Raw genomic sequence first — 6835 nt, forward strand, 5'->3', positions numbered from 1 at the left:
TGAATCCGGTGGGCCTGCGCTGGGTCGGCGTGCTGGTGGGCGGCTTTTTGGTGGGCCTTGGCGGCGCATACCTATCATTGGCCTACACCCACCTGTGGACCAACGGCATGAGCGCAGGACGCGGCTGGATTGCCGTTGCGCTGGTCATCTTCGCCTTTTGGCGTCCGGGCCGCGCCGTGTTCGGCGCGTACCTGTTCGGCGGCGTTATGGCGTTTCAGCTGCGGCTGCAGGCCACGGGCACCAACCTGCCCTCGTCCCTGCTCTTGATGCTGCCCTACGCCCTGACCATCTTTGTGTTGCTGTTCTCCGCCATGCGCGGCAAGGGCAAAAGCTCCGCCGCTCCCGCCGCCCTTGGCGTTAACATCGAGCCGGAAGGATAGACCGCGATGACCACGCAAACCACACCCAGCACCCATCCGCTGGTCCGGCTTGAGGGCATCTGCAAATCCTTCGGGCCGGTGAAGGCGAATCAGGATATCTCTCTGGACATCCACCCCGGACGCATCCTTGCCCTGCTGGGCGAGAATGGCGCGGGCAAGTCCACGCTGATGAACATGCTCTCCGGGCGCTTCAAGCCCAATGCGGGCACCATCCACGTGGACGGCACGCCCTGCGAGTTCAACTCCTCCAAGGACGCCATCGACGCGGGCGTAGGCATGGTCTACCAGCACTTTATGCTGGTGAACTCCATGACCGTGACCCAGAACGTCCTGCTGGGGCAGGAGGACTCGTTCATCCTGCACCCCAAGCAGATGCAGCGCCGCGTGGGCGAACTTGCCAAGCAGTTCAACCTGCGCATCGACCCCGCCGCACTGGTGGCGGACCTGTCCATGGGCGAGCGCCAGCGCGTGGAGATTTTAAAGCTCCTCATGCGCGACAGCCGCGTGCTCATCTTTGACGAGCCAACCGCAGTGCTCACCCCCACGGAAACGCCCCAGCTCTTCGACGCCATGCGCGAGATGACGCGTCAGGGCAAGGCTGTGGTCTTCATCAGCCACAAGATGGAAGAAATCATGGACATTGCGGACGACGTCGCCATCCTGCGGCGCGGACGCATTGTGGACTCCATGCAGAAGACCGACATCACCAGCACCGAGGAACTCGCCAGCCGCATGGTCGGACGCGAGGTCATCCTTGAGATTGAAAAGGCTCCCGCCCCCAAGGGCAAGGCCGTGCTGGAGATTGACGGCCTGTCCGGCAATGGGCTGGAGGATATCTCCCTCACCCTCACGCGCGGCGAAATCGTCGCCATTGTGGGTGTGGCGGGCAACGGGCAGAAGGCCCTTGTGCAGACCGTGACGGGCCAACGCGCGCCCGAATCCGGCAGCGTGCGCCTTCTGGGCAAGCAGTGGAAGGACTTCTACACCCGCACCCCATGGAAGAACACCATCAGCTACATCCCCGAGGACCGTTTGGGCCTTGGCACCTGCCCGGAGTTGGACCTTATCGACAACGTCCTGCTCACCACGCGTCAGGCCTTTGCGCCGGGGCTGTTCCTTGACAAAAAGCGCGCCTTTGGCGCGGTCAAGAGCATCATCCGCCGCTACCACGTGCAGCCGCCCATCCCGGAAATCCGCGCGCGGCAGCTGTCCGGCGGCAACCTGCAAAAGCTCGTCCTCGGGCGCGAGTTTTTCCGCCAGCCCAAGATCATTGTGGCCGAGCAGCCCAGTCAGGGCCTTGATATCTCGGCCACTGAGGAAGTCTGGCACCGCCTGCTCAACGCGCGCATGAAGTCCGGCGTTCTGCTCATCACCGGCGACCTGAACGAAGCCTTCCAGCTGGCGGACCGCGTTGCCGTCATGTTTGAGGGCCGCTTCATGGATGTGTTCGATATGTCGGACACCGCCAAGGTGGACCGCATCGGCCAGATGATGGCTGGCATGCAGTAGCCACCGCGCGCCGAATCCCGCTTTCCCCACGCCGCCGCCCTTTCCGGGTGGCGGCGTTTTTGTTGTGCGCGGGCAGGACCGCCGCGCCCCCGTCACCGTCCCGACACGGAAAATTCTCCTGCCTACAGGGTTCATGTCCGGCCCGTTTCTTTGTATGCTCCATAAAACCACCCAGATAAAAAGGGAGTGTAATGCAGGATATACAGGACACAACGACCAATTCGTTTCGTTTCGGCCAGTCAGCCCGCCTTGATGCATGGCTCTTGCACTTTCTCACTGAAAACGACCTTGAATACTCCATCCATCCGCACAAGAATGCGTCCGGGGAACAGCTCCGTTTTATGGTCCATCTGGACGAGGGGCAGGTGTTTTTGCCCTGCTCGGACAAGCTCGTCCCGCATCTGTTAAGCTCGCGCATGAATGACGAGCTGGGGCGGCGCTATAACGCAAAGTGGTGCGCCCTTGTGGACCTTGTGCGCGGGTACGTGCCGGACCGTTACGTGCGAAAGCGCATCCTGCACCTGTGCCGCCACAAATTCCGGCAGATTCAGGCCTCGCCCATCATTATCCCCTCGCGCATGATGAAGCGCTTTATCACCATCTTCATGACGCAGTCCGGCATCATGGACCCCTACCGTGGGCGCAAGGCGCGCTACAACAGGCAGGCCTTAGAAGCCATTGAATCCCCGGAAATCGACCGGCTCCTCAACATCTGCCCGGAGGAGCGCATGGTCTGCCGCCGCCTGCGGGACCTGCGCTTTGAGCTGGATATGCTGGAGCTGGAACGCCTTATCATTCTGTCCACCGTGTCAGGCATCTGGACCGATGTGTACTATCAGGCCGCCTTAGAGCGCATGACCTCCAGCGACCTCGCCTCGCCCGCGGCCATGCAGTGTCTGGAGCAGGTTTTCCGCAACGGCAAGCAGGCCCCCAAGAAAATCCTCTACCTGCCAGGCACCTCCGGCGGCATCATCTTTGACCTGCTCATCATCCGCGCCCTTATGCGGCAAGGCCACCGCATTGTCCTCGCCGTCAAAGAGGGCTTCCATTTCGAGAGTGTCTCGTTTTGGGATTGGGAGCACGACCCCTCCCTTGCGAGGGCCCTTGAGGGCGCGCACTACCTGCAGGACAGCGAAATCAGCAAAAATGCCCTGCTGGCCGAGCAGCGTATGCATCCGCTGGTGGTCATCTCCGACGGCACGCGCGAGGACCTGAACCTCTACCGCACGTCCGTCACCTTCGCCCGCGCATGGAAGGAGGCCGACCTCATCATGGCCACGGGCAACCAGCACTACCGCCGCCTCATCGACACCAGCACCACCTTTACGCGCGATATCCTCTGCTGGGGCCGCGACGAGGAAGGCACCTTTAAAATCAACCTCAAGCGCCGCCCCGAAAGCATTATCACCTTCTCGGAGAAGGACCTGCAGGCCAAAGCCGACGAAATCATCGCCGAAATGCGCGTCGCCCACGCCGAGGGCAAAAGCGTCATGTTCTACAGCGCCATCATCGGCTCCCTGCCCGGGCAGGTGACCACCGCCATCAAGGTTGTGGACACCTTTGTGCGGCATCTGCGCGAGCGGCTGGAAAATACCTACATCATCAACCCCGCCGAGCACTTTGAGGAAGGCATGGACGCCGACGACCTCATGTACATGTGGGAAAAGGTGCAGCGCAGCGGCATGCTGGACGTGTGGCGTTTCCAGACCGTGTCCGACATTGAGCGCAGCTTTGAGCTCATGGGCATGCGCGTGCCCCCCATCTGGGCGGGCAAGGACTCCACCTTCTCCACCGGCTGCACCAAAGAGATGCGCATCGCCCTCGACATGCAGCGCAAAAATCCGGAAATGCAAATCATCGGCCCCGCCGCGGAGCGCTTCTTCCGCCGCAGCGAGTATGGGGTCGGCAAATTCAGCGACGCCGTCCTTGATAACGTCTAATGCCCACGCGCCGTCCGTCAGCCCACGCGGCGGACGGCGCATGTTTCCCGCCCTGCACCATGAAGGGCCTTTGCGCCAAGCAGTCCGCCACGCGCCCAGTCCTGCAAGGCCGTTAGCGGCAGTCTGTACCGCGGGCTTGCCTGCATCCCCGCCCCGCGCCCGGGCCGCACGCAACACGGCGCTGGAAAATTCCGGCCGAATCCGCTACACGCTCTGTGCGCGCCCCGCGCGAGAATCACACCACCGAAGAGGCTTCCATGACCACGAAAGAACGCGCCCTCATCATTTATGACAGACTTTCCGAACGCTTCCCGGCTCCCGAGTCGGACCTGACGTGGACAACGGCGTGGGAGCTGATGGTCGCCACGGTCCTTGCCGCCCAGTGCACCGACGCCCGGGTGAACAAAGTGACGCCCGTGCTCTTCGGCCGCTGGCCCGGCCCCGCCGAAATGGCTACGGCCGACGTCGCCGAGGTGGAAGAGGTGGTCCGCTCCACGGGCTTTTACCGCAACAAGGCCAAGAACCTCGTTGCCGCCGGTCGCCTCATCATGGACCAGCACGGCGGCGACGTGCCCCGCACCATGGCGGAACTGGTCAAGGTGCCCGGCGTGGCGCGCAAAACGGCAAACATCGTCCTCTCGAACGCCTATGGCATTCACGAGGGCGTGGCCGTGGACACCCATGTGAAGCGTTTGTCCTTCCGCATGGGGCTGACAACCTCCACCAACGTCAGCGTCATTGAAAAAGACCTTATGAAGCTGTTCCCCCGCGAAACGTGGGGGGATGTGAACCACAGGCTGGTTCTGTTCGGCCGCGCGGTCTGCAACGCCCGCAGCCCCCGCTGCTCCGAATGCGAACTCGCCGATATCTGCCCTAAAGAAGGCGTCACGTCATAATGACTCATCAGCATATCATCGACCAACTTACCGCACCCGGCGACTTCCGCGTCGCCGCCACCGAAGGCAAGGCGCGTCAGGGCTACCTGATGACCGCCCACGGGCTGGTCAAGACCCCCGTCTTCATGCCCGTCGGCACCGTCGGCAGCGTTAAAGCCGTGGACCCGCGCGACCTGCACGACATCGGCGCGCAAATCATTCTCGGCAACACCTATCACCTGTACCTGCGCCCCGGTGACGAACTGGTGGCCCGCCGCGGCGGCCTGCACGAGTTCAACCGCTGGGACGGCCCCATCCTCACGGACTCCGGCGGCTTTCAGGTGTTCAGCCTCAGCGGCCTGCGCAAAATCACCGACGACGGCGTGGAATTCCGCTCGCACATCGACGGCTCCAAGCATTTCTTCACGCCCGAGAAGGCCATCTCCATCCAGCAGAACCTTGGCTCGGACATCATGATGTGCTTCGACGAATGTGCCGCCTACGGCGCAACCCGCGAGTACACCGAAAAGGCCCTCAACCTCACCACCAAGTGGGCCCGCCGCTGCCGCGAATTTCACGAGCCCGGCCACAAGGGCCAGCTGATGTTCGGCATTACGCAGGGCGGTTTCTTCAAGGACCTGCGCGAACGCAGCATCGAAGAACTCACCCAACTGCCCTTTGAAGGCTTCGCCCTCGGCGGACTTTCCGTCGGCGAACCCAAAAACGAAATGCTGGATATTCTCCGCCACAGCGCCCCCCTGCTTCCGCAGGACAAGCCGCGCTACCTCATGGGCGTGGGCACGCCGCTGGATATTCTGGACGGCATCGAGGCCGGCATTGATATGTTCGACTGCGTGCTGCCCAGCCGCAACGCCCGAAACGGCACGCTGTTTACCTCCATGGGCAAAGTGAACATCAAACGCGCCGAGTACAAGGAAGACGACAGCCCCCTTGACCCCAACTGCGACTGCTACACCTGCCGCACCTTCTCCAAGGCCTATCTGCGGCACCTGTACACCGCCAAAGAACTGCTGTCCGCGCGGCTGAACACCATTCACAACCTCGCCTACTTCCTCAAGCTGACCCAGCAGGCCCGCCAAGCCATCCGCGAGTCGCGCTTCGCCTCCTTCAAGGCCGAAGTGGAAGCCGTGTACGGAAAAAACGGCTGATTTCACCGCAGTTTTCCCTACCAGACACCACACATACCAACGCCCACCCGGATGCTCCGGGTGGGCGTTGTCTCTTATAAAACACCATACGGCTTATGCAAAAGTGTGGTGTTGTTCTACGTACTGGACATATCATACGTTTTTGTTCTTGAACTGGACGCTACGCAGTCAATGTGCATAAGATGCCCCATCGCCATCACGACTGTTCCTGACGGCAACGCGGCACAAGGAGAGAACACAATGCCCGGAAGCTCCATACTGTATCGTACCGGCGGCTCGGAACTGCTCAAAGCCATCCGCCCCCTGTGGGAAATGAACTTTACGCAGGACGGCCCCTCCGCCGACGACCTCGCCAACGCCTTCCCCCCCGAGGAACTCGCCGACCTGCGCGCCCTGCTCGCCAGTAAGCCCGGCTCCTCGCGCCTGCGCGTTACCCTCGCGCTGGACCAAGACAACGGCGAGCTGGCTGGCTTCTGCCTCAGCACAGGCGTCCCCCGCCAAACCGGCGAAATCAACTGCCTGTTCGTGTTCCCCGAATACCGCGAGTGCGGCATCGCCGAAGGACTCATGCGCGACGCCATTCAATGGCTCGACGACATGGGCGTGCAAACACGCTCCCGCCAACTCGGCGCAGACCGCGACCGAGACTACCGCTTCTACAGCGACTTCGGATTCCTGCCACGGAATATCGTGCACGAAGAACACGGCCTCATGGCCCAATAGGATGGGCGTGGCACCACGTTAGGTTAGGGTGGGGCCACACGAAATATCGCCTCCGGCGAGGGAGGGGGGGCGAAGAGCGTTTTTTCGCCTCCGGCGGGGTGTTTTTGCCTCCGGCGACTTAAGCTCTTAAGTTGTTCGGCCTGAAAGGACGAAGAGCTTTAGAGATAAAGATAGCAGATCTGGTTAAGGGCCGTGGCCCTTAACGATCCCGTTTATACGCCAGTTTATCGTTCCAGACG

The 6835-nt window shown here is 61.9% G+C and carries 5 protein-coding genes and 1 pseudogene; all 6 read left to right on the top strand.

From position 1 onward, the window contains the following. Window positions 1-380: pseudogene (locus tag ACY69P_RS12440) on the top strand (ABC transporter permease); the annotation flags it as partial. Window positions 381-386: 6 nt separating this feature from the next. Continuing rightward, the gene (locus ACY69P_RS12445; RefSeq protein ID WP_459901283.1) at window positions 387-1889 is read left to right on the top strand and encodes an ABC transporter ATP-binding protein; all 1503 of its coding nucleotides are present in this window, start codon (window positions 387-389) and stop codon (window positions 1887-1889) included. Window positions 1890-2080: 191 nt separating this feature from the next. Further along, window positions 2081-3829 (top strand): ARMT1-like domain-containing protein, encoded by a 1749-nt coding sequence (locus ACY69P_RS12450; RefSeq protein ID WP_462327698.1) that lies wholly within the window; start codon window positions 2081-2083, stop codon window positions 3827-3829. Window positions 3830-4086: 257 nt separating this feature from the next. Further along, complete coding sequence (gene nth / locus ACY69P_RS12455) at window positions 4087-4725, top strand: endonuclease III (RefSeq protein WP_462327699.1); 639 nt, start codon at window positions 4087-4089, stop codon at window positions 4723-4725. After that, entirely contained in the window at window positions 4725-5873 is a 1149-nt protein-coding gene (tgt, locus tag ACY69P_RS12460) for a tRNA guanosine(34) transglycosylase Tgt (protein WP_459901278.1), read from the top strand. Before nth ends, tgt begins: the two co-directional genes overlap by 1 nt. Before the next feature lie 240 nt (window positions 5874-6113). After that, on the top strand, window positions 6114-6596 hold the full coding sequence (locus tag ACY69P_RS12465) for a GNAT family N-acetyltransferase (RefSeq protein ID WP_462327700.1): 483 nt from the start codon (window positions 6114-6116) through the stop codon (window positions 6594-6596). Window positions 6597-6835: the final 239 nt, after the last annotated feature.

The organism is Desulfobaculum sp., from assembly GCF_054921475.1.